The sequence below is a fragment of the Bacillus sp. F19 genome (assembly GCA_023823795.1).
GTDB lineage: Bacteria > Bacillota > Bacilli > Bacillales > Bacillaceae > Bacillus_P.
The window spans coordinates 2,090,448-2,112,016 of the sequence record CP085710.1 but is presented as its reverse complement, the minus strand read 5'-3'; the positions used below and the strand labels follow the sequence as shown (position 1 = coordinate 2,112,016).

The window sequence follows — 21,569 nt, the reverse complement described above, 5'->3', positions numbered from 1 at the left end:
ATGACAGCGCCCTCTCATTCATAGCAAAGCCTTATAAAAAGAATCTTTGAATATCATTCCATGTGACAACAAGCATTAACAGCATCAATAAAGCAAATCCGATAAAATGAACGACCCCTTCTTTTTGGCGGTCTATCGGTTTGCCTCTCAGCGCTTCGACCAGGAAGAATAATAGCCTTCCTCCATCCAGTGCCGGAATCGGAAGCAGATTGACAATTCCTAAGTTGATGCTCAAAATGGCAGCCCAGCTCATTAAGTTGAGGATGCCTGTTTGTGCGACTTGATCTGTCATGTCATAAATTCCTACCGGACCTGAAAGCATGTCGATCGAAAACTGCCCAGTGACCAATTTGCCAAGACCGAGCACTATTTCCTTTGTCCAATTGAACGTTTCCGTTACTCCATATTCCAATGAACCGACGAAAGATTTTTCAACAGGATTGTAAGCACCTATTCTGCCGATTGTTTCTTCCCCAACTTTACTTGCTTCCGGAACCACTTCCACTTCAAGGTTTTGACCGCCTCGGTTAATGGCAAAAGTCAATTCTTGCTCTGGATTTGCCTGAATAACTGAAACGACTTGTTTCCAAGAAGACATCACTTTTCCTTCAATGGATGTAATTTCATCGCCTTCTTTAAGTCCCGACTCTACAGCAGAGCCATCCGGCGTCAGCTTCCCTAAAATCGGTTCATCAATCGGAGCTCCTTGAATAAACCCAAGAGAAAATAATAAAACAAACGCTAAAATAAAATTCATAAGCGGGCCTGCAATAATCGCCGCTGTCCGCTGTCCAAGCGTTTTTGAACCAAACTGGCGGTTATAGGGGGCAATTTGAACCTCTGAACCATCTACAATGAAGAAAGATTTTTCACTTACTTCAAAGTTTTTCAGAATTTCATCCTCTTCGCCCTGTTCATAGCCTGAAATGAACATTTTGTGTTCAAGGTCAGCCTGTTCTACTTCAATGACTCTTGCACGAGGATATTTTTCCTTATTATTAAGGATGATTTTTTCAACTTTATTTTCTTTATTAAACAGCAAACCTACATTATATCCAGGCTTCACTTCGATCATTTCTGGATCTTCACCAGCCATGCGGACAAATCCGCCAAGGGGAAGAAGTCTGATGGTATAGACGGTTTCATCTTTCATAAATGAAAAGATTTTCGGTCCAAACCCGATTGCAAATTCTCGGCATAAAATACCTGCCCGTTTTGCTAAAACTAAATGTCCCAGCTCGTGAAAGAATACGAGTGCTCCAAAAATAATTACAAACGCTAAAACGGTATTCACGTTTCATGACCACCTTTATGAATATAATGTTTGAACAAATTGTCTAGTCTCTTTGTCCACTTCCTGAATGATATGCAAATCCGGGTTTGATATCACACTATGTTTTGCCAAAGCTTTTTCGATGAGATCTTCAATTTGAAGAAAGGCAATTTGTCCTTTTAAAAATGCTCCGACTGCTTCTTCGTTTGCAGCATTCAGCACAGTTGGCATTGTACCACCTATTTTACCTGAATCATAGGCGAATTGTAAGCAGCGGTATCTCTCAAAGTCCGCTTTTTCAAAATGCAGCTTGCCGACTTCCCATAGATTTAATTGCTTAGTTGAAGAAAGCGGCAGTCTTTCGGGATAGGATAATGCATATTGAATAGGAACTCTCATATCCGGTGATCCGAGCTGTGCAATAACACTTCGATCATGAAACTCTGCCATAGAGTGAATAATGCTTTCTTTATGAAGCAGCACCTCGATCTTTTCATACGGAAGATCAAAGAGCCAGTGTGCCTCAATGACTTCAAGACCTTTGTTCATCATAGTAGCAGAATCGATTGTAATTTTAGCACCCATGGACCAATTCGGATGATTGAGTGCCTCGTCAACTGTAACATCTGCTAATTCTTCGCGCTTTCTGTCGCGGAAGCTTCCGCCGGATGCTGTCACAATCAGTCTTTCCAGTGATTTAGGATTTTCTCCCTGCAAACACTGAAAAATAGCAGAATGCTCACTGTCAACAGGCAGAAGGGCTACACCATATTTTTTGGCGTGTTCTGTTACAAGATGACCTGCAGTTACCAGTGTCTCTTTATTTGCAAGGGCAATTGTCTTTCTGCTTTCAATTGCTTTTAAAGTCGGCAAAAGGCCAACGCTTCCGACAACTGCATTCACTACAATTTCAGCTTCTGAGATAACAGCTGCTTCTATTAGACCTTCAGCACCATATGTAAAATTTATGTTGGGAAATTCTTCTTTCAGCTGCGAATATACATGGATATCATTTACAGCTGCCAGGCTGGGAGAAAAATCGGAAATAGCCTTTCTTCCAAGCTCCAGATTACTTCCAAAAGACATGGCAACAAGCTGAAATTGATCGGGATGTGATCTAATTACATCCAGGGTTTGCTGACCAATTGAGCCTGTTGCACCCAATAAGCTAATCTTCTTCACCATGTCACTCCCATTCGTTTGTCACAGACATTCTCTTCAGTATAGGCTGTTTTAGAATAGATTGTTTTACGTATTCTTATTGGTTCACATATACAAGTCCATATCATGCTCTTTTCCCAAGTAGGCAGATACGGCGTTCATTAAGATACGATGAATAACTGCAAAAAATCCAAAGGCGATTTTTTACCGACTTGTGAAAGCAGCTAAGTTTACGAAAAGAGCCTTAGTTAAAAAACAAAAACAAGAAATGCATAATCGGCAATACAAAAATCATGCTGTCAAAGCGATCCAATATTCCCCCGTGCCCAGGCAGGATATGCCCTGAATCTTTTACCTGATAATGGCGCTTTAACGCTGATTCAGCCAAATCCCCTATTTGTCCAAAAATAGACAGCAAAACTGTGATTAGGGTGATGCTTAAATAGGAGTCTGCAAAGGCAGTAAAATATTGAAAAATCCACGCGATTATTACGGCGCAGAAGATTCCTCCAATTGACCCCTCTATCGTTTTGTTAGGACTTATTTCAGGCCACAGCTTCCTTTTGCCCGCTGATTTACCAATGAAATAAGCTCCTGAATCTGTAGCCCATATAATCAATAGAGCATAAATGATAGGATAAAGGCCAACGTTTCTCATTTCAATAAAATAAAAAAATCCGATCCCGATATACATTGTTGTTATTATGGTGAATCCTACATCATCGAAGGAAAATCTGTTTTTTGTCACAACGGTATAGCATAAAAAAAACAGAACACAAAGCAACGCAAACTCGATTTTGGTTATGCTGTATTCATCTAATAAGTTTATGTAGTTACTCGGGATTAATAGAACCCATAGCAATAATAAACTGAGCAGCCCCGGTATACTGTATATGGAAATCCGCTTCATCTTCAGCAGTTCATACAGGCCGATGGAAGCTAATAAGTATATAAAAATAGTAAAAGGGGCACGACCATAAATAACGGCCGGCAAAAAAACGGCCAAAGCAATTATTGCGGTTATAATTCTTTGTTTCACGCAATCACCTTCATCTTATAAACCGCCAAATCTTCGACCCCTATGCTGGTATTCATTAATTGCCGCAAGTAAATGCTCCTCGCTGAAGTCCGGCCAAAGCACGTCTGTAAAGACAAATTCGGAATAAGCAAGCTGCCAAAGCATGAAATTGCTCAATCTGATTTCTCCGCTTGTTCGAATGAGCAAATCAGGATCTCTCATGTCTTTCGTCATTAAATATTGAGAAAATAATGCCTCATTAATGTCTTCAGAGCTGATGTCGCCCTTTTTTGCATCTTGCACAATTCCTTTAACAGCATGAATCATCTCCGCTCTGCTGCCATAGTTCAGGGCGAAATTTAAGATAAGACCATTATTATTTTTAGTATTTTCCTTTGCCTTTTGCACAGCGCGAAGAGTATGTTCAGGAATTTTTGACTCTTCTCCAATAATTCTCACCTGAACATTTTCTTCTACAAGTTCAGGAAGAAAGGTGCCCAAAAATTCTTCCGGCAGTTTCATCAGATAATCTACTTCTGTTTTAGGCCTTTTCCAGTTCTCAGTAGAAAAAGCATATAAAGTTAAGGCTTTAACTCCGAGTTCATTCGAAAGTTTTGTTACTTTTCTTACAACTTTCATGCCTTCATGATGTCCGGCAATTCTGGGAAGAGCTCTTTTTTTAGCCCAGCGTCCATTACCATCCATAATGATTGCAATATGTTCCGGGATTTCCCTTTTCAGAATTTCTTCTTTTGAGAATTCCATTTGCTCGCGGGCAGGATTTCTCCATTTTTTCAGTATGTTGAGCATGTGATTCCTCCATCACCATTCTGCGCTCTCATATACTGCAACGATGTTAACAGTATTAACAAAAAAACCCCCTGTAAACATTAGAGGGTCTTTTAAGCACAATTCCATTGTACAGAGTTTTTTCTTAAACTTCCATGATTTCTTTTTCTTTGTCTTTAGCAATTGCATCAATTTTACTGATGAAATCATCTGTTGCTTTTTGAACATTGTCGTTGTTGCTGCGCAGTTCATCTTCTGTGATTTCGCCATTTTTTTCGAGCTTTTTCAAGTCGTCATTTGCATCCCGGCGAACATTGCGGACAGCAACTTTAGCTTCTTCAGCATATTTTTTCACAAGCTTTGCAAGCTCCTTGCGGCGTTCCTCAGTAAGTGCAGGGATAGCAAGACGAATTAAAGATCCGTCATTTGTCGGGTTTAAACCAAGATCTGATTTTAAAATCGCTTTTTCGATTTCGCCCAGAACCGTTTTGTCATAAGGCTGTATAACAAGCAGTCTTGCTTCAGGAATATTAATAGAAGCTAATTGGTTTACTGGTGTTGGAGCACCGTAATAATCTACAACGATTTTATCAAGCAATGATGCATTCGCACGGCCTGCACGAACAGTAGAAAGCTCTCTATTAAATGCAGATACTGCTTTTTCCATTTTGTCTTTCGCTTGTGATAGCACTTGTTTTGCCATGATTATTTCCCCCTTACAATAGTTCCGATATTTTCGCCTAATACCGCACGTTTAATGTTTCCTTCTTCCATAACTGAGAAGACAATAAGCGGAATATCATTATCCATACAAAGTGATGATGCAGTTGAATCCATTACTTCCAAACCTTCTTTTAAAACATCTAAATAGGAAAGTGTTTCATATTTAACAGCCGTTGAATCTTTTTTAGGATCAGCCGTATAAACTCCGTCTACATTGTTTTTTGCCATTAGAATGACATCTGCTTCAATTTCCGCAGCACGCAATGCAGCTGTTGTATCAGTTGAGAAATACGGATTTCCTGTACCGGCAGCAAAGATGACAACCCGTTTTTTCTCAAGATGTCTGATTGCTTTTCTTCTTATGTAGGGTTCAGCTACTTGACGCATTTCAATTGAAGTTTGAACACGGGTCTGAATGCCGAATGTTTCAAGGCTGTCCTGAAGCGCAAGTGAATTCATGACAGTTGCAAGCATTCCCATATAGTCTGCTGTTGCACGGTCCATGCCCATTTCACTGCCGATCTTGCCGCGCCAAATGTTTCCCCCGCCGACTACAACAGCTACTTCAACATCCAGTTCAGCAATTTCCTTTACTTGTTTAGCAATTGATTGAATAACGGCAGGCTTTATGCCAAAGCTGTCATTTCCAGCTAAAGCTTCACCGCTTAATTTAAGTACAATACGATTATATTTAGGTGTGCTCATAATGACCTCCAAGTCGTTTCCAATAGATCTAAGTACCGTGTAAATGATTTTTTAAAAAGAGGGAACACAGATGTGTGTTCCCTGTCTTTCATTTACTCATTTTCTGCCGCAGGTTAAAGTCATGCTTTAGCCAGAGGAACAGACTTGATTATTTTTTGACTTGGTTCATAACTTCTTCAGCGAAATTATCCTGGCGTTTTTCAATGCCTTCGCCAACTTCGTAGCGAGTAAAGCTCTTCACTGAAGCACCTTTAGATTCCACAAATTGTTTTACTTTTAAATCAGGGTTTTTAACGAAGCTTTGTTCAAGAAGGCAAATATCTTCGAAGAATTTGCCAAGACGGCCTTCAACCATTTTCTCTACGATGTTAGCAGGCTTGCCTTCATTTAGAGCTTGTTGTGATAATACTTCGCGCTCGCGAGTAACTTCTTCTTCGCTTACAGCGTCGCGTCCGATGTATTTTGGGTTAACTGCAGCAACATGCATAGCAACATCTTTCGCAGTTTCTTCTTCAGTTGTACCCTCAAGAACAGTTAATACAGCAATGCGTCCGCCCATGTGCAGGTAAGCACCAAATGCGTCGCTGTCTGTTTTTGTAACAATTTCAAAGCGGCGAAGTGTGATTTTTTCACCAATTTTAGCGATTGCAGAATTAATGAAATCAGCAACTGTTGATCCGTTGTCCATTGTTTGAGTCATAGCTTCGTCAAGGTTTGCAGGTTTTTTAGCAAGCAAGTGTGAAGCAAGTGCATCAAGAAGTTCTTTGAAGCCTTCGTTTTTAGCTACGAAGTCAGTTTCTGAGTTTACTTCAAGGATAACAGCTTCGTTGCCTTCAGACTTAACAAGTGCTAAGCCTTCTGCAGCAACGCGGTCTGCTTTCTTAGATGCAGAAGCGATTCCTTTTTCACGAAGGAAGTCGATTGCTTTTTCCATGTCACCATTTGTTTCTGTTAATGCTTTTTTGCAGTCCATCATGCCTGCACCTGTTTTTTCGCGTAGTTCTTTTACCATTTGAGCAGTAATTGCCATGAGAGTTTTCCTCCTTATTATGTGGCCGTTTTCGGCGTTATGTATTATTTTCATTCATGAATGAATGCAGTTTACTTTAGCATATTTAAAGGGCGGCTTTTCCCGTTTGGAAAAAGCCTCTTTAAAAAAGGTGATAAAAGGTATTCCCCTCTTATCACCTTTGCTTTACCTAATTAAGCAGTTGTTTCTTCACCTTGTTTTGTTTCAAGAATTGCATCAGCAATTTTAGAAGTTAAAAGCTTAACTGCACGGATTGCATCATCATTTGCAGGGATAACGTAATCAATTTCATCAGGATCACAGTTTGTATCAACGATACCAACGATCGGGATGTTTAATTTACGTGCTTCAGCAACTGCAATACGCTCTTTGCGAGGGTCAATGATGAACAATGCATCAGGAAGACCTTTCATGTCTTTGATACCGCCTAAGAATTTTTCAAGACGCTCAAGCTCTTTGTTAAGCTGAACAACCTCTTTCTTAGGAAGTACTTCGAAAGTGCCGTCTTCTTGCATTCTTTCAATGTCTTTCAGACGTTTGATGCGCTTTTGAATTGTTTCAAAGTTTGTTAACGTTCCGCCTAACCAGCGTTGGTTAACAAAGTACATGCCTGAACGCTCAGCTTCTTCTTTAACAGAATCTTGAGCTTGTTTTTTTGTACCAACGAAAAGAATTGTACCGCCGTTTGCAGCAAGTTCTTTCGTGAATTGGTAAGCTTCTTCAACCTTTTTAACTGTTTTTTGAAGGTCGATGATGTAAATGCCGTTACGCTCTGTGAAGATGTAACGTTTCATTTTAGGGTTCCAGCGGCGTGTTTGATGACCGAAGTGAACACCTGCTTCAAGTAATTGCTTCATTGAAATGACTGACATGATATTTCCTCCTAAATGGTTTTTGCTCCTCCGCACATATCATCTTTAGGCAAAACTGTTTAAAACAGCACCAATGCCCAAATCTATGGCGTGTGTATTAACACCAAAAATTAATATATCATAAGGACTGATCATAAGCAAGCAAAAATCGACTAGTTTTGACGGAATTTAAGCAAAAGCTCAACTTCTGTTATTCCTTTTTTTAATTCTTTCGCTATTTCCTCAGAAGAATACCCTTTTTGATATAGGGAAATAACCTTTTCCTCATCAGATTGAGGATGAACCGTTTCATTGCTGCTCGAAAGCTCCAGGTAATCCTCATAACCTATCGCATGAACAGGAAATTCGGAATCTTCCGGTTCTGACTCTGCTTTTTTAGGGTGAGAGGTGTTTCTACCTATATTAATAACTTTCAGTCTTTCCATCTTTATTTCGTTTATCAGTTTTTCGTTCTCTTCTTTTAAGTCAATCAAATAAGCTGCAAGCGACCTCTCTGCTTCTTCAAGCATAGCCGCTTGTTTTCCCTCTGACTTTTTAACTGATTGATATCTTATATATATAAGGGCAATTAAATAAAAACCTGCTGCATGAAGAATCATGCTGAAAACCATTAAAACGGCTGTCATAAAATTTGTTCACTCACTTTTTTCAAGACGTATGGTGCTTTCATTAATGAATGATTTTTTTCAGTAAATTTCTTAATTTAAATAAAGCTTTAGAATGAATTTGAGAAATACGCGAGGTCGAAAGCCCCATCACTTGTCCGATTTCTGTAAGGGTCAGTTCTTCTTTATAAAATAAACTGACCACAAGCTGTTCTTTTTCAGAGAGGCCGACGATGACTTCACTTAATTGCTGAATCAGCTCATCTTTTACCATTTTTTCCTCGGGTGATATAGATTTCTCATCTTTCAGGACCATTTTCGAATGGTGATCCTGTTCATCATGATCGTGGTTTTGGCCGTCTATAGAAAGAACATTTGCAAAGAATCCTTCCTTCATAATGTGCGTCACTTCATCCTCAGACATTTCCAGGTCCTTTGCCACTTCGCCGGGCAGCACGTTCCGCAAATATTTTTGCTCAAGACGCTCTATACTTGTATCAACTTTTTTAGCTTTTTCTCTTGAGCTTCGCGGCAGCCAATCCTCTTTTCTGAGTCCGTCCAAAATGGCGCCTCTTATCCGAAACGACGCATATGTTTACCTCATAATCTCTTCAGCTGTCAGTTTTTCGGTAGCAATCAGGATATCATCCCGAACGTTCTGTCCGTTCGTCATGTAGGCAACACCTTTTTTAGCAGAAAGGATAAAATCATACATGGATCCTTTTGTATTTGTTTCATCAAGCTTTGTAAAAATGATTTTATCGATATGAATGGATGAGAAATTATTATGTATTTCAAGCATGTCATTTAGTTTGGATGTAACAGACAGGACCAAGAATGTTTCCATTTCTTCCGTGAAATCAATCAGCTTTTCTAAATCATTGACAAGCTGCCTGTTCCTGAAATTCCTGCCGGCCGTATCAATAAAAACCATATCCATATCCTCGAATTTTTCTTTTGCTCTTTGAAAATCTTCAATAGAATAACAGACTGCAAGCGGTGCATTTAATATATTGGCGTATGTTTTAATTTGTTCGATTGCCGCGATCCGGTAAGTATCCGTTGTGATGAATGCAATTTTTTTATGATTTTTAAGCATGCTTTCTGCTGCAAGCTTAGCAAGAGTAGTTGTTTTGCCGACTCCGGTTGGCCCGACAACATTAATATATTTCTTTTGGCAGGAAATCCCGCCGAACGCCAAATGATCCATCTTCTTCTCCATCACCTTGATCACTTCTGAATCAAATTCAGGAGGAGATTGCCAAGACACGTCATTTGGCAATTCTGAAAGTATCTCAGATCTGCTGGCTAAACCTATTTCTTTATCTTGAAGAAATTGATTCAGTTTTATCAAATGTGGAGGAAGTCCCTTTTGCTTTTCATTTATACCTAAAGATTTCACGAGGTTTTTCAGCTCAAGCACCTCTGATATCAGTGATTGCTCATGATTAATCTTATTTGCTGCCTGTGGCTTAGCTTTTACCAATTCAGGTTTCAAATGATTTCTTCTGATCCTCGGGTCCTGATCGCGTCCGGCAATCACTTCTATCTTTTTTTTCATAAAAAGACCGAAGACACCGCCGGTATGAACAACCTTTGAGTTTAATATCACGGCATCATGACCAAGGTCGTTTTTTATTTTTTTCATTGCTTCCTGCATATTTGGAGCTATATATTTCTTTACTTTCATGCGATATTCACCACCCCGACGCTTTGAACTTCCACATCGGCCTCGAGCTCGTTATAGGAGAGCACCGGCAGCTGAGGGAAATAACGGTCTATTAACTGTCTGACATACATTCTTACTGCGGGCGAGCAAAGAAGAATCGGTGACTGCTCCTGCAGGGCTAATTGTTCGATTTCTTTAGCAATTGATTCAATAATAGCTTGAGAGATATCCGGTTCAATAGACAGGTAATTTCCATGCTCTGTTTGCTGCACTCCTTCTGCAACAGCTTTTTCAACTCTTCCAGAAAGGGTCACTACTTTTAATGTTTCGCCTGATGAATACTGGCTCGTTATTTGTTTTGCAAGTGCCTGTCTAACGTATTCTCCTAATAATTCTGTATCGGATGTCATTTTTCCGTAATCTGCTAAAGATTCAAAAATCACCGGCAAATTTCGGATTGACACCTTTTCTTTTAATAGCTTTCCAAGTACTTTTTGAATATCGCCGATTGAGAGCGGAGATGGCGTGACCTCTTCTGCCAAAATCGGATATGATTCTTTCAAATGGTCAATAAGCTGTTTTGTCTCCTGCCGGCCAAGCAGCTCGTGAGCATATTGTTTGATCGTTTCTGTAATATGGGTAGATACAACCGACGGTGGATCAACGACCGTATAGCCGAACATTTCAGCTGCATCCTTGTTTTCTTCATTGATCCATTTTGCAGGAAGCCCAAATGAAGGCTCGATCGTATCAATCCCTTCAATGGAATCATCTTCAATTCCAGGGGCCATTGCCAAATAGTGATCTAGAAGAACCTCGCCTCCCGCTACTTCATTTCCTTTCAGCTTTAGCCTGTATTCGTTGGGCTGAAGCTGGATATTGTCGCGTATTCTTACAACAGGAATCACAAGTCCGAGTTCAATGGCCAGCTGTCTCCTTATCATCACGATCCGGTCAAGCAGATCACCGCCCTGGTTCGTGTCAGCAAGCGGAATCAGACCGTATCCAAATTCAAATTCAATTGGATCGACATTCAGCAGCTGAACAACACTCTCAGGTGTTTTCATTTCATCAATCTCAACTTCCTCTTCAACCTCTTCTTCCAATTTCAGCTGATCTTGTTTTGATTTAGAAATAAAATATCCTCCAAAACCAAATGCTGAAGCTATTGGAACGGTAACAAATAAACCAATTGGAGTAAAAATACCGAGCAGGAGAATGGTTGATGCTGCGACATACATCATTTTCGGATAGGCAAACAATTGACTAGTAATGTCTGTTCCTAAATTGCCGTCTGAAGCAGCCCTGGTCACAACTATGCCGGTTGCAGTTGAAATAAGCAGGGCAGGTATTTGACTGACAATACCGTCACCAACTGTAAGCATTGTAAAATGAGCTGCTGCATCTTCAAAGCCCATGCCAAGCTGCATCATTCCAATAATAATTCCGAAAATCATGTTGATAATGACGATGATAATTCCTGCAATTGCATCTCCTTTTACAAACTTGCTCGCTCCGTCCATAGCTCCGTAGAAATCTGCTTCCCTGGATACTTTTTCACGGCGGGTGCGGGCCTGCTGCTCAGAGATTACGCCTGCATTTAAATCTGCATCAATGCTCATCTGTTTTCCCGGCATCGCATCAAGGGTAAATCTTGCAGCAACTTCAGATACCCTTTCCGATCCCTTCGTGATCACAACAAACTGAATGATAATCAGGATAAGGAATACAACAAATCCTACTAATACATTTCCGCCAACTACAAACGTTCCAAAAGTTTCAATAACACCGCCTGCTTCTCCATGTGAGAGAATCGCACGAGTAGTAGAAACATTCAACCCCAAACGAAAGAGAGTAAGCAGCAGCAATAAAGAGGGAAAAATAGCAAAATCAAGCGGCTCCCTCATATTCATTGACGTTAAAAGAACGAGCAGGGCAAGGGTGATATTTATCATAATCAGCAGGCTTAAGAGCCATGTTGGAAATGGGATAATCAGCATTGCAACAATCAAAATAACACTTAATAGAACAGATAAATCTCGAGCTTGCATGGTTTACCTCTCTTTCAAACAGAACCTGTATCCTATAAAACTTTAAATCTTATTTTTCAGCTGATAGACATAAGCCAATATTTCTGCAATAGCTTTAAAAAATTCTTCAGGCACCGCTTTTCCGATTTCAATTTGATCGTAAAGCGCTCTAGCTAAAGGACGATTTTCTACCATTGTCACATCATTTGCTTTTGCCGTCTCTTTGATTTTTTGAGCAACAAAATCGACTCCTTTAGCGACAACGAACGGTGCATCCATTTTGTCTTCGTCATATTTTAAGGCGATAGCAAAATGGGTTGGGTTTGTAATGACGACATCTGCATTGGGGACATCCTGCATCATGCGTCTGGCTGCCATTTCTCTTTGTCTTTGTTTAATTCGCGACTTAATTAACGGATCTCCCTCTGACTTTTTGTACTCATCTTTTAAATCCTGCTTTGACATGCGGATGTTCTTTTCAAAATCGAATTTTTGATAAAAATAATCAAGCAGCGAGAGAAATAACAGGGCTATGGATGCAAACAATCCCATTTGAAAGGTGAGCTTTGCAATGAATATGAACGCTTTTTCTACTGTTAATTTTGAAAGAGACAAAATTTCCCCCGTCTGAAACCAGATGACAGAAAAAGTTACAGCTCCCACAAATGATATTTTCAATATCGATTTAAGCAGTTCAACAATCGCTCTCATGGAATAAATGCGCTTGAAGCCTTGAATCGGATTAATTTTCTCAAGTTTCATCTGAATGGCTTCTGTTGAGAATAAAAAGCCTGCCTGCATATAGTTTCCTGCGACTCCTGCAACTAATGCCACCACCATGACAGGAGCACTTATATAGGCTGACTCGATCACCATCTCAACCATCAGTTCATGGACATTTTTTTCTGTCAAATTCATTAAAATTGTCTCTTGCAACGAGGCATTCATCATTGCGAGTATTCGCTGCAGCATGAATGGCCCGATAAACAGAAAGGATAAAAAAATGGCCAGCAGGCTGATTGCCGTATTTACATCTGCACTTTTGGCAACCTGTCCTTTTTTTCTGACATCATCACGCTTGCGCGGTGTAGCTTTTTCTGTTTTTTCACCTGAAAAGAATTGCAGATCAAGTTTAAGAAATTCCATTTCCTGCTCCTCCGATTATTTCCATTAACCCCCTCATCGTATAAAGCATGGTTTCAAACACATGCTGGATGAGAATGAACATCGTTCCCATGACCAATATGAGCATAATAAAGCTGACACCGATTTTCAGCGGAAGTCCAACTACAAAAATATTCAGCTGAGGCACTGTGCGGGCTACAATTCCAAGGGCCAGATCCACCAGGAACAACGATGCCACAACAGGAAATGACATTTGAAAGGCGATCAAAAACATCGCACTGAACGATTTTGTGATCAGATTAGCGATATTCCCACCTCCAAAAGGAAACGCAGCATTCTCAAGCGGAATGTATTGAAAACTGTAAAAAACGCCGTCCAGCAAGAGATGATGGGCGTTTACACTCAGAATAAAAAGCAAGACCAGGATATTAAGGAATTGACCAATTAACGGACTTTGCGCCCCGGTTTGCGGATCGATAATATTGGCAATGGCAAATCCCATTTGAAAATCGATCAAACTGCCGGCTATTTGCACAGCAGCCATCATAAGATAGGCAGAAAAACCGATGAATAGACCGATCATGACTTCTTTTACTGCAAGGAGTATAAATGCTCCGTTCAGTTCCATCGGTTCTGGATTTACTGCAGTAAATACGATAAGAGAAAGAAAAAAAGAAAAACCGATTTTATGTGATGATGGAATGGTGCGGTACGAAAACAGCGGCAGTGTTACGAAAAATGCGCTCATTCTTGCAAAGATAAGCAAAAAAGACGGAAAACTTTCAATTACATTCATGTCTTAACCTACAAATCTATTAAGATTGCCGAAAATATCCTGTGCATAGGATATGATGGTTGACAGCATCCACGGGCCGAAAAAGACGAGCCCGATCAGCACTCCCACAATTTTAGGAACAAAAGCAAGCGTCTGCTCCTGAATTTGTGTTGCAGCCTGAAAAACACTGACAACTAAACCAATAACCAATGCGATCGCCAAAAGAGGACCGCATATGATTAAGGTTGTATAAATGGCTTTTTCAGCAATCGAAATGACAAATTCTGAACTCATATGTTTAATCTCCTACTTAAAAACTTTGAAGAAGTGATTTCACGACCAAATACCACCCATCTACAAGAACAAACAGCAGAATTTTAAATGGAAGTGAAATCATCACAGGCGGAAGCATCATCATTCCCATTGACATCAAAATACTTGCTACCACCATGTCGATGACTAAAAATGGTATGAAAATCATAAATCCAATTTGAAAAGCGGTTTTTATTTCACTGATTGCAAACGCAGGAACAAGCGCTGTAAGCGGAATGTCTTCTACCGAGTCCGGCTTTTCCATCTTTGCATATTCAAGAAACAGAGCTAAATCCTTTTGCCTCGTATACTTGCTCATAAATTCTTTTAAAGGGAGAGCTGCTTTTTCATAAGCCTCTTCGAGTCCAATTTCTTCATTAAATAATGGCGTTAATGCCTGTTTATAGATTTCTGAAAAAGTCGGGGCCATAATGAAAAATGATAAAAACAGGGCAATGCCGATCAGCACCTGGTTCGGGGGCATCTGCTGCGTTGCGAGTGACGTCCTTACAAAAGACAGGACGATGATGATACGGGTAAAACATGTCATTAAAATTAAAATGCTTGGTGCGAGAGAAAGGACAGTCAGCAACAGCAGCAATCTTACAGAGGTGCTTACATTTTCCGCATCGCTATTGCTGAATATTTCCACAAATTCATTCATTTTGTGTAATCCTTTCTAGTTAAATCCTCTAAGCTGCTTCGTCTTTCCTTTTTTAATTGCTCCAGCTGTTCTTTAAAGGAAAATGAATGCCCGTTAACGCTTCTGTTATTTTTAGTGTTAAATAACGGCCCAGATACTTTGTTAAGCCAATCTTTCGGGTCAATCGCAGGAGCGAATCTTTGCTGATGTCCCTCTGCTATCTCTCTGCATTCATCCTCATCCTCAATTTCTTTTAACAGCTGAACCGAATCTGAAACACCTACTACAAGGATTTTTTTCCCTACTTTGATTAACTGAATGGAACGATTTTGACCGACATTTGTTCCGCCAAGATTTTCAATATAACTTGATGAAGAAGTGAAATTTTTCCTTTTGCTCACAAATTTAAGCAGTATGTAGATTAAAAATAGGATAAATGCAGTTGAGAGGATCATCTTAACGAAATCCCAAGCTGTAACCGACGTATCAGCAGCCTGATTTATTTCATCCCCGCCGGTTTTTTCACTCTTGCTGTCAGCCTTTTTTTCATCTGACCCGACCCAATCTGCTACGGATTCAGTCCCCTGCTCCGCATGAACAACTGTCTCACCGTACGGTATAAGGAAGAGGAAAACTATGATAGCTATTCCGGTCCAATTGATTTTCACTTGCAAGTGGAAAGACTCCTTTTAACTTAATATTTTATGAATGGCTTCAAGCACTCTGTCTGCCTGAAAAGGCTTCACGATAAAGTCTTTTGCGCCTGCTTGAATCGCATCGATGACCATTGCCTGCTGTCCCATGGCAGAACACATGATGACTTTTGCATGAGCGTTCATTTTTTTAATTTCTTTGAGGGCGGTAATGCCATCCATTTCAGGCATAGTAATATCCATTGTTACAAGGTCCGGGTAATGCTCTTTATACTTCTCAACAGCCTGTGCACCGTCAGCAGCTTCAGCTACAACCTCAAATCCATTTTTTGTCAAGATATCTTTGATCATCATTCTCATAAATGCTGCATCGTCCACGATCATAATTTTATGTGCCATTTCAGTCGCTCCCATGATTGATTACTTTAGTTTATTTAATCGCTCAAACTGACTTAAAATATCAGTCACCCGCACTCCGAAATTTTCTTCAATAACAACTACTTCCCCTTGTGCGACGATTTTATTGTTAATTAGAATATCAACAGGTTCGCCTGCAAGTTTATCCAATTCAATTATTGAGCCGGAGGAAAGTTCCAGAATTTCTTTAACTGAACGCTTTGTGCGGCCAAGTTCAACAGTTACCTGAAGAGGGATATCAAGCAGCATATCAAGATTTTTCATTTCATTTTGATAGGCTGGAACAGGTTCAAAAGATGAAAATTCAGCCGGCATAACATCGACTTGCCGTTTCTCTGCGCTTTGCTGAACAGGCTGTGAAGCATAACTAGGCCGGTTCTGAAGTGCTGGTTCAATCCGTCTTTCTTCTTTTACAGCTTCAATCGCCGCAGCCTGCTCCTTTGGATTCATTAGCTCATCAACAAGACCTTTTACAAATTGCAGAGGCAGCAGCTGCATAATCTCTGAATCTATTAAAACACCGATCTTCAGCCTGAATGCCACTTTTATAAATAAATCTTCCTTTGGAAAGGCTTCTGTTCCCTCTCCTTCTTTTACATCCAGGAGCTCAATAGACGGAGGAGAGATATCTACTTTTTTGTTAAAGATCGTAGACATTGAGGTTGCAGCTGACCCCATCATTTGATTCATCGCTTCTTGAACCGCGCTGATCATAATTTCATCCAGTATTGAATTAGAAGTTCCACCATTTCCTCCTATCATCAAATCAGCGATTATCGCTGCATCACTTTGTTTAATCACAAGCAGATTACTGCCGATAAATCCTTCTGTATAGTTCACCTTAATGGCTACATAAGGATGTGGAAACTCATCAGATAATCTTTGTTTTTGCACAACAGAAACAGTTGGAGTGGTAATTTCCACTATTTGATGCAGCAATGTAGATAGTGCTGTAGCTGAACTGCCAAATGAAATATTGCCAATCTCCCCAATTGCATCTTTTTCCTTATCATTTAAATAATCTTCAGTTTCTATCGAAAAACTCTTTTCATCAATTGAATCTGATCCTTTTAAAAGAGCATCAATCTCATCCTGAGATAACATCCCATTACTCACCTTCTTCGTGCCCCCTCTGATAATGGCCGATTACTTGCACTGCTGCTTTTCTTTTCACTTTACCGGGCTGACCATAAAATTTTGGTTTATCTCCAATTTTGACCACTAAAGGCTGATTAATGGCTTTTTCCAGCTGTATAATATCTCCCGCTTGAATGTCCAAAAATTCTTGTATGGTAATCTCTGATATTCCCAGTTCTGCGATAATCTGAAGTTCTGCTGAATGAATTTTTCTTTCCAGAGCTTCAACTTCGTTTTGCTTTGGTTCTTTTCTTTCAGACTGCATCCAAAAGTGAACACTTAAACGGGGAATAATCGGTTCTAAGATGACATGCGGAATACAGAGATTTATCATGCCGCTCGTTTCACCAATCTGAGTGTTCAGCGAAATCACAACCACCGTTTCATTCGGTGAAACCATCTGAAGGAACTGCGGGTTGACTTCAAGATCATTCATGACCGGTTCTATGTTATAGATTGAACTCCATGCCTCTTTGTAATTATCAAGTGATTTTTCAAACAGGTTTGACATAATTCTGCTTTCAATTTCCGTCAATTGATCAGATTTATTTATGCCTGTGCCATGGCCCCCCATAAGCCTGTCCATCATGGCATAAGCGATAATCGGGTTGACTTCCATTAATATGCGCCCATTTAAAGGGATAACTTCAAATACATTAAGAATGGTCATCTTTGGAATCGACCGGATAAATTCTTCATATGGCAGCTGATCTACAGACCCTACACTGATCTGGACATATGTTCTCAGCTGAGCTGAAAAATAGGTTGTTAAAAGCCTTGCAAAGTTTTCATGAATTCTCGTTAAGCTTCTAATTTGATCTTTAGAAAACCTTAGAGCTCTCTTAAAATCGTAAACTTTTACCTTTCGCTCTGTTTCTTCTTTTTTTAATTCATCTGCATCCATTTCACCTGACGAAATAGCTGACAGCAAAGCATCAATTTCATTTTGAGACAATATTTCACTTGTCATGCATTCACACCTCCTGTGCAGGTTTTATGCCAAACTATTGAATGATATAGGAGGTTGTGTAGACCTTCTGAATTTTCCCTTTTTGCATCAATTCGTTTGCCCGCTTCTTAACAGTCTCTTTAAAAGCATCCATCCCGTCTTTTCCATCCAATTCTTCAGCAGAAATATTTGAAAGCTCTGAAATGATGATATCTCTGACTTGAAATTCTCTTTTTTCAAGCTCTTCTTTCGCTTTCTTGCTGTCCGTTTCTAGTTTAAAAGACAAACGGACAATGTTTTCACTTGCCAGATTAGTCGTAATTTCCGGAAGATCAAAGGAATACTCGATGACCTCATCGATGGACGGCTCTTTTTCTTTTGCTTCTGCCGTATCCATAAAATTTGTTGCGATGACTAATGCTGATACGCCTATTAACGTAATGGATGTAATGATGACAAGCATGATGGTTAATAATTTTTTATTCATGCCCGGTCACCTCCGCAGAACCTGATGCATGTAAAAGATGAATTTCTCTATAAAAATTGCGAGTTAACATTGAAACGGCAGCTTCTGATTCTTTTACAACAAATTTTTTCCCGTTGGCAAGTGTTATGGTTGTGTCCGGAAAAGACTCTACCTGCTCTATGTAAATCGCGTTTAGTGTAAAAGACTTTCCGTTCAAACGAGTTAATAAAATCAAATGCTGCGGGGGTCATATATAGATATGAACCCCTGCCCCCTAACTTAACGTTTTAAATTCATTAATTCCTGAAGAATTTCATCAGCAGTCGTAATAATTTTTGTATTTGACTGGAATCCGCGCTGAGCCATGATCATTTCCGTGAATTCATCTGCAAGGTCTACGTTTGACATCTCAAGCATTCCTGCCATTATTGCAGCTGAACCATCTTGGCCCGGGACTGAAAGTTCATTCAGCTGGATTCCATCCCCATTTGTGTCGATCGTCCCTGAGTTACTGGACTGTTTATACATGTTGCCTCCGACTTTTTCAAGTCCTCCCTCATTGGCGAAATTAGCGACACGAATTTGTCCCGCCACTCTCAATTCTCCGCCATCATCTACAAAGCTTACTGTTCCATCTGGACCGATATTGAAACTTTTAGCTGTCAGTGGAATTTGGATAAGCCCTGCTTCAGCGCTGAGCTGATCCGTCCATTCAGATTCATCCGCAGCATTCCCGGGTGTTTTATCTCCTGTCTGACCTATTAAATAAAACCCGTCTGATGTCACTAAATATCCTTTATCGTCCAGATAGAAGTTTCCAGCACGTGTATAACTTAAATCAACTGCATCATCTATTGGTTCTGCTATAATATTGTCTTTCTTTCCTGTGTCTGTATCTAAACCTACCTTTGTTAAATCTTTAATCGTTCCAACTACAAAAAATCCATCACCAGCCAACGCAAGATCCAGCGTACGGCCGGTCGTTTGATTAGAACCAGCAGTGTGAATGGTATCAATAGAGCTCAGGGCTGAACCAAGACCTACCTGTTTCGCGTTCATTCCGCTTGAATTATTTGTTGCTGCACTGGCGCCTGCAATTTGCTGGTTTATTAAATCCTTATAGGTAACTCGGCCTTTTTTGAAACCATAAGTATTAACGTTTGCGATGTTATTTCCAATCACATCAAGTTTTGTCTGAAAATTTTTCATACCGCTTACACCAGAGTACATTGAACGCAACATAGATTTTCTCTCTCCCTTAATGGTCAGCATTTAAGTGCTGAATCAATTTAAATTTCAATTTTTAAAAATTATGAATTCTGAACTGTCACTTTTGTAATCAAAGCGCTTGTCACTTCTTTTCCATCCTGCATTTCCAGAATAATATCTGCACCTGACTGTTTAATGGATTTAACGATTCCGGAAGACTTGCCTTCACTTGACTCCCACTCAACTTGTTTTCCTATCATTTCAGAGTACTTTAAAATACCATCATTCACATGAAGGTGAATAAAATCACTGAGCTGGGTACTCATATTTGTCATTTGTTCAAGTGAAGAAAAACTGGCCATCTGAGAAATGAACTCTTTATCTTCCATTGGATTAAGTGGATCCTGATTTTGAAGCTGGGCAATCAAGATTTTCAAGAAGTCGTCTTTACCTAAGCTGGATTTTCCTCCGGATCTTTCTGCTGTATTTGTAGAAGATAAGAGCAGTCCTGCATCAATTGTGTTTTGAGTCATTTTCATCCTCCGCTTACGTCAGCATATTTAAATGTGCTTTAAATGTATCTCTTTCATCTTCTTTTGATTCTTTTCTTGATCTGTCTTGTTCACGCCGATGTTGATCAGCTTCTTCATGGCTGCGATTAAATGAAGGCTCCAGCTGTTCGCTATACATTTCAAACCTGTCAACCTGAATACTGATAGCTGGAAGTACTTGTTTCAGTTGATGAATGCCTTGTTCAACCAGCTCCTTTGCGGATTGTGTGGAAGTAATGATCTTCGCAATCGTTTTTCCATCCTGCTGCTGAAGTTTTATTGTCAGCATCCCTAAATGTTCTGGAGCTAAACGGATGGTCAATTGAGATGAACCAATGGCTTTGAATAGCGCTTTGGACCGTTTAAAAGCTTCTGTAACTTGATTATTAAATAACTGCTGATTTTGTGGGGCTGGAATCGCTTTATCTGATGTTGAGAAAACTTTCGCTTTTCCTGTATTTATTTGTAAACCACTTTCTGAAAAAGCGAGATTTCTTTGCACATCTTGACCTGTCATGCCTGAAACAGGTAAATTCTTATTGCCCTCAGTGCCTGCTGTTTTAAATTTATTAAACATTTTAATTGGAGGAGCACCAATGTTTTGTCCTAATGAATAAATACGATAACGTTCTTCTGTACTTACTAATAATATTGCTTCATTGCTGTCACCATTCAGATTCTGGCTATTATATAGGCCAGTCATTTTAGGAAGTTCATATTTTTGTGCTGAGAGAGGCGTTTCTTCCATCATGTTTTTAACAGGATCCCTTACTTTAGAGGTTAATTCCGCTTGTATTAAATTCTCATTTACAGGAGTATGCACAAGGCCGGAACGATTATTTTCTGCAGTTCTGCTCATTTGATTTCCGCTCTGATCATATTCATCAAAAATCTTTATTGCTTCTGCAAGAGAAGAGTCCTTCATTATTAGATCCGGCCGATCTTTATTAAAATTGGAAATCAGTTCATTCTTAAGCTCCGTTATTTCTTTTGATCCAGGCAACTGCATAATTCCAGCCATCACTGTAAGCAGTATCACTGATTCTGCAGCCGGCTGTTCGTTCAGCTGAGCGAAAATATTCTCCATAGATTCAGAATGGGTTAAGATTGTAAGGATAATATAGCCTTCATTCTCATCTGCAAGCTCTGCTAATTGAGTGATTTTCTGATTTAATATTGGAGATTGAATGAAGTACCCTTCTTCCAAAGGTATAGTCGTTAAAAAGCCCTTTATTTCCTCTTCAAATTCGTTAAAATCAAATTCTGGATGATTCTCTTCATAAATCTTTTCGGATTCAGCAACTGATGAATGATCTTCTTGTTCAGTAAGCTGCAAGCTATCAAAAAGGGTTTGAAAAGAAGAAGATTGTTCACTTTTTTGATGCGCGTTCTTCCATACAGTCCCGGTATTTAGTAAGTCAGCAGAAATTTTCACCTTTTCACCTCCCTTACAAGTC

General features: G+C 39.7%; 24 protein-coding genes and 1 pseudogene. All 25 read right to left on the bottom strand.

The window, feature by feature from the left end; genetic code table 11:
• Positions 1–31 precede the first annotated feature (31 nt).
• The 25 genes and pseudogenes from rseP to LIT25_10615 all read right to left on the bottom strand — a co-directional run bounded on the left by rseP (position 32) and on the right by LIT25_10615 (position 21,547).
• Positions 32–1,294, bottom strand: a complete 1,263-nt coding sequence (gene rseP / locus LIT25_10735) for an RIP metalloprotease RseP (GenBank protein ID USK35725.1) — start codon at positions 1,292–1,294, stop codon at positions 32–34.
• A gap of 15 nt (positions 1,295–1,309) precedes the next feature.
• Complete coding sequence (gene dxr / locus LIT25_10730) at positions 1,310–2,455, bottom strand: 1-deoxy-D-xylulose-5-phosphate reductoisomerase (GenBank protein USK35724.1); 1,146 nt, start codon at positions 2,453–2,455, stop codon at positions 1,310–1,312.
• 223 nt (positions 2,456–2,678) lie between these two features.
• The gene (locus LIT25_10725) at positions 2,679–3,473 is read right to left on the bottom strand and encodes a phosphatidate cytidylyltransferase (protein USK35723.1); all 795 of its coding nucleotides are present in this window, start codon (positions 3,471–3,473) and stop codon (positions 2,679–2,681) included.
• A gap of 15 nt (positions 3,474–3,488) precedes the next feature.
• Positions 3,489–4,262, bottom strand: coding sequence for an isoprenyl transferase (locus LIT25_10720; protein ID USK35722.1), 774 nt, complete (start codon positions 4,260–4,262; stop codon positions 3,489–3,491).
• A gap of 124 nt (positions 4,263–4,386) precedes the next feature.
• The gene (gene frr / locus LIT25_10715; GenBank protein ID USK35721.1) at positions 4,387–4,944 is read right to left on the bottom strand and encodes a ribosome recycling factor; all 558 of its coding nucleotides are present in this window, start codon (positions 4,942–4,944) and stop codon (positions 4,387–4,389) included.
• A gap of 2 nt (positions 4,945–4,946) precedes the next feature.
• Positions 4,947–5,669, bottom strand: a complete 723-nt coding sequence (pyrH, locus tag LIT25_10710; GenBank protein ID USK35720.1) for a UMP kinase — start codon at positions 5,667–5,669, stop codon at positions 4,947–4,949.
• 148 nt (positions 5,670–5,817) lie between these two features.
• Entirely contained in the window at positions 5,818–6,699 is an 882-nt protein-coding gene (tsf, locus tag LIT25_10705; GenBank protein USK35719.1) for a translation elongation factor Ts, read from the bottom strand.
• Positions 6,700–6,872: 173 nt separating this feature from the next.
• The gene (gene rpsB, locus LIT25_10700; GenBank protein ID USK35718.1) at positions 6,873–7,571 is read right to left on the bottom strand and encodes a 30S ribosomal protein S2; all 699 of its coding nucleotides are present in this window, start codon (positions 7,569–7,571) and stop codon (positions 6,873–6,875) included.
• A gap of 152 nt (positions 7,572–7,723) precedes the next feature.
• Positions 7,724–8,197, bottom strand: coding sequence for a hypothetical protein (locus tag LIT25_10695; protein USK35717.1), 474 nt, complete (start codon positions 8,195–8,197; stop codon positions 7,724–7,726).
• Between the two features lie 43 nt (positions 8,198–8,240).
• Positions 8,241–8,771 (bottom strand): annotated as a pseudogene (locus LIT25_10690) (FliA/WhiG family RNA polymerase sigma factor).
• Positions 8,772–9,866, bottom strand: coding sequence for a flagellar biosynthesis protein FlhF (flhF, locus tag LIT25_10685; protein USK35716.1), 1,095 nt, complete (start codon positions 9,864–9,866; stop codon positions 8,772–8,774). It lies immediately after the preceding pseudogene.
• On the bottom strand, positions 9,863–11,896 hold the full coding sequence (gene flhA, locus LIT25_10680) for a flagellar biosynthesis protein FlhA (protein USK35715.1): 2,034 nt from the start codon (positions 11,894–11,896) through the stop codon (positions 9,863–9,865). The genes flhF and flhA overlap by 4 nt, the downstream gene beginning before the upstream one ends.
• A gap of 42 nt (positions 11,897–11,938) precedes the next feature.
• Complete coding sequence (flhB, locus tag LIT25_10675; protein USK35714.1) at positions 11,939–13,021, bottom strand: flagellar biosynthesis protein FlhB; 1,083 nt, start codon at positions 13,019–13,021, stop codon at positions 11,939–11,941.
• Positions 13,008–13,796 (bottom strand): flagellar type III secretion system protein FliR, encoded by a 789-nt coding sequence (gene fliR / locus LIT25_10670; GenBank protein USK35713.1) that lies wholly within the window; start codon positions 13,794–13,796, stop codon positions 13,008–13,010. The genes flhB and fliR overlap by 14 nt, the downstream gene beginning before the upstream one ends.
• A 3-nt stretch (positions 13,797–13,799) precedes the next feature.
• Positions 13,800–14,069 carry a flagellar biosynthesis protein FliQ gene (fliQ, locus tag LIT25_10665; GenBank protein USK35712.1) on the bottom strand — a complete coding sequence of 90 codons (270 nt, stop codon included), beginning with the start codon at positions 14,067–14,069 and terminating at the stop codon, positions 13,800–13,802.
• Between the two features lie 16 nt (positions 14,070–14,085).
• The gene (fliP, locus tag LIT25_10660) at positions 14,086–14,751 is read right to left on the bottom strand and encodes a flagellar type III secretion system pore protein FliP (protein ID USK35711.1); all 666 of its coding nucleotides are present in this window, start codon (positions 14,749–14,751) and stop codon (positions 14,086–14,088) included.
• A complete protein-coding gene (fliO, locus tag LIT25_10655) occupies positions 14,748–15,398 on the bottom strand; it encodes a flagellar biosynthetic protein FliO (protein ID USK36235.1) in 651 nt (216 codons plus the stop codon). The genes fliP and fliO overlap by 4 nt, the downstream gene beginning before the upstream one ends.
• Positions 15,399–15,419: 21 nt before the next feature.
• Positions 15,420–15,782, bottom strand: coding sequence for a response regulator (locus tag LIT25_10650; GenBank protein USK35710.1), 363 nt, complete (start codon positions 15,780–15,782; stop codon positions 15,420–15,422).
• Positions 15,783–15,803: 21 nt separating this feature from the next.
• On the bottom strand, positions 15,804–16,904 hold the full coding sequence (gene fliY / locus LIT25_10645; protein USK36234.1) for a flagellar motor switch phosphatase FliY: 1,101 nt from the start codon (positions 16,902–16,904) through the stop codon (positions 15,804–15,806).
• A gap of 4 nt (positions 16,905–16,908) precedes the next feature.
• Positions 16,909–17,907, bottom strand: a complete 999-nt coding sequence (gene fliM / locus LIT25_10640) for a flagellar motor switch protein FliM (GenBank protein USK35709.1) — start codon at positions 17,905–17,907, stop codon at positions 16,909–16,911.
• Between the two features lie 34 nt (positions 17,908–17,941).
• Positions 17,942–18,373: a flagellar basal body-associated protein FliL gene (fliL, locus tag LIT25_10635; protein ID USK35708.1), complete on the bottom strand. Its 432-nt coding sequence runs from the start codon at positions 18,371–18,373 to the stop codon at positions 17,942–17,944.
• Positions 18,366–18,587: a flagellar FlbD family protein gene (locus LIT25_10630; protein USK35707.1), complete on the bottom strand. Its 222-nt coding sequence runs from the start codon at positions 18,585–18,587 to the stop codon at positions 18,366–18,368. Before LIT25_10630 ends, fliL begins: the two co-directional genes overlap by 8 nt.
• Before the next feature lie 44 nt (positions 18,588–18,631).
• Complete coding sequence (flgG, locus tag LIT25_10625; GenBank protein ID USK35706.1) at positions 18,632–19,594, bottom strand: flagellar basal body rod protein FlgG; 963 nt, start codon at positions 19,592–19,594, stop codon at positions 18,632–18,634.
• Positions 19,595–19,662: 68 nt separating this feature from the next.
• Positions 19,663–20,094: a flagellar hook assembly protein FlgD gene (gene flgD / locus LIT25_10620; protein ID USK35705.1), complete on the bottom strand. Its 432-nt coding sequence runs from the start codon at positions 20,092–20,094 to the stop codon at positions 19,663–19,665.
• 13 nt (positions 20,095–20,107) lie between these two features.
• Positions 20,108–21,547, bottom strand: coding sequence for a flagellar hook-length control protein FliK (locus LIT25_10615; protein ID USK35704.1), 1,440 nt, complete (start codon positions 21,545–21,547; stop codon positions 20,108–20,110).
• Positions 21,548–21,569 lie beyond the last annotated feature (22 nt).

Bases quoted from the DNA above. Each gene is read 5' to 3' on its own strand.
- flhF (USK35716.1), bottom strand. From the start codon at position 9,866: ATGAAAGTAAAGAAATATATAGCTCCAAATATGCAGGAAGCAATGAAA.
- flhB (USK35714.1), bottom strand. From the start codon at position 13,021: ATGGAATTTCTTAAACTTGATCTGCAATTCTTTTCAGGTGAAAAAACA.
- tsf (USK35719.1), bottom strand. From the start codon at position 6,699: ATGGCAATTACTGCTCAAATGGTAAAAGAACTACGCGAAAAAACAGGT.
- LIT25_10650 (USK35710.1), bottom strand. From the start codon at position 15,782: ATGGCACATAAAATTATGATCGTGGACGATGCAGCATTTATGAGAATG.
- rpsB (USK35718.1), bottom strand. From the start codon at position 7,571: ATGTCAGTCATTTCAATGAAGCAATTACTTGAAGCAGGTGTTCACTTC.
- fliL (USK35708.1), bottom strand. From the start codon at position 18,373: ATGAATAAAAAATTATTAACCATCATGCTTGTCATCATTACATCCATT.
- fliR (USK35713.1), bottom strand. From the start codon at position 13,796: ATGAATGTAATTGAAAGTTTTCCGTCTTTTTTGCTTATCTTTGCAAGA.
- pyrH (USK35720.1), bottom strand. From the start codon at position 5,669: ATGAGCACACCTAAATATAATCGTATTGTACTTAAATTAAGCGGTGAA.
- fliP (USK35711.1), bottom strand. From the start codon at position 14,751: ATGAATGAATTTGTGGAAATATTCAGCAATAGCGATGCGGAAAATGTA.
- flgG (USK35706.1), bottom strand. From the start codon at position 19,594: ATGTTGCGTTCAATGTACTCTGGTGTAAGCGGTATGAAAAATTTTCAG.
- flgD (USK35705.1), bottom strand. From the start codon at position 20,094: ATGACTCAAAACACAATTGATGCAGGACTGCTCTTATCTTCTACAAAT.
- LIT25_10695 (USK35717.1), bottom strand. From the start codon at position 8,197: ATGACAGCCGTTTTAATGGTTTTCAGCATGATTCTTCATGCAGCAGGT.
- frr (USK35721.1), bottom strand. From the start codon at position 4,944: ATGGCAAAACAAGTGCTATCACAAGCGAAAGACAAAATGGAAAAAGCA.
- flhA (USK35715.1), bottom strand. From the start codon at position 11,896: ATGCAAGCTCGAGATTTATCTGTTCTATTAAGTGTTATTTTGATTGTT.
- LIT25_10720 (USK35722.1), bottom strand. From the start codon at position 4,262: ATGCTCAACATACTGAAAAAATGGAGAAATCCTGCCCGCGAGCAAATG.
- fliM (USK35709.1), bottom strand. From the start codon at position 17,907: ATGACAAGTGAAATATTGTCTCAAAATGAAATTGATGCTTTGCTGTCA.
- fliY (USK36234.1), bottom strand. From the start codon at position 16,904: ATGTTATCTCAGGATGAGATTGATGCTCTTTTAAAAGGATCAGATTCA.
- fliQ (USK35712.1), bottom strand. From the start codon at position 14,069: ATGAGTTCAGAATTTGTCATTTCGATTGCTGAAAAAGCCATTTATACA.